This is a genomic window from Vibrio sp. 1069, assembly GCF_033340555.1.
The window spans coordinates 1-528 of sequence record NZ_JAWOWP010000902.1; the positions used below are offsets into that span (position 1 = coordinate 1).

The 528-nt window shown below is 49.8% G+C and carries 1 pseudogene; it reads right to left on the reverse strand.

What is annotated here, in order from left to right:
- A pseudogene (locus R7040_RS29720) lies at positions 1-528 on the reverse strand (response regulator); the annotation flags it as partial.

The window sequence follows — 528 nt, forward strand, 5'->3', positions numbered from 1 at the left end:
ACTCGAGTTCTTCAAGCTCTTCACTGTCGGCTGGCACTCTCATCAGCTTTTTCAGATCCGATACGCTAGAGTCACTCAAAATGACCAATGCTTCCCCAGCAATGCCTTCGCCACAAAAACCCTGACAAACGCCTGAGACGTTATCGTGCGATGCCAAGTCACGCAGCGCCATGTGAAGCTCGCTCACTTCAAAGATATTCACGTTTGGTAAAGGCAGTTGAACACATACGTCAAAATGGCGAGCTAACGCGTCGGCAGCTCGGCCGATAGAAACGTTCGCCACTTCCATGTAAATATCGCGTCGGCGGAGAATTGGCAGCTCAATCACGCTTGGTGTGATGATAAGCGGTCGAGGCTCTGGCTCAATCAGCTCTTTGAGGGCGTTTTTTAGCTCATCCTTTGCGATGGGCTTTTGAATAAATGCTTTGGCACCTAACGCGAAAACGCGCTCTTTGGCTTTGGGTTGAATGTCCCCCGACACAACCACAACTGGCGTTTTGTTTCCTAAACGCTGCATGTTTTCTAAGG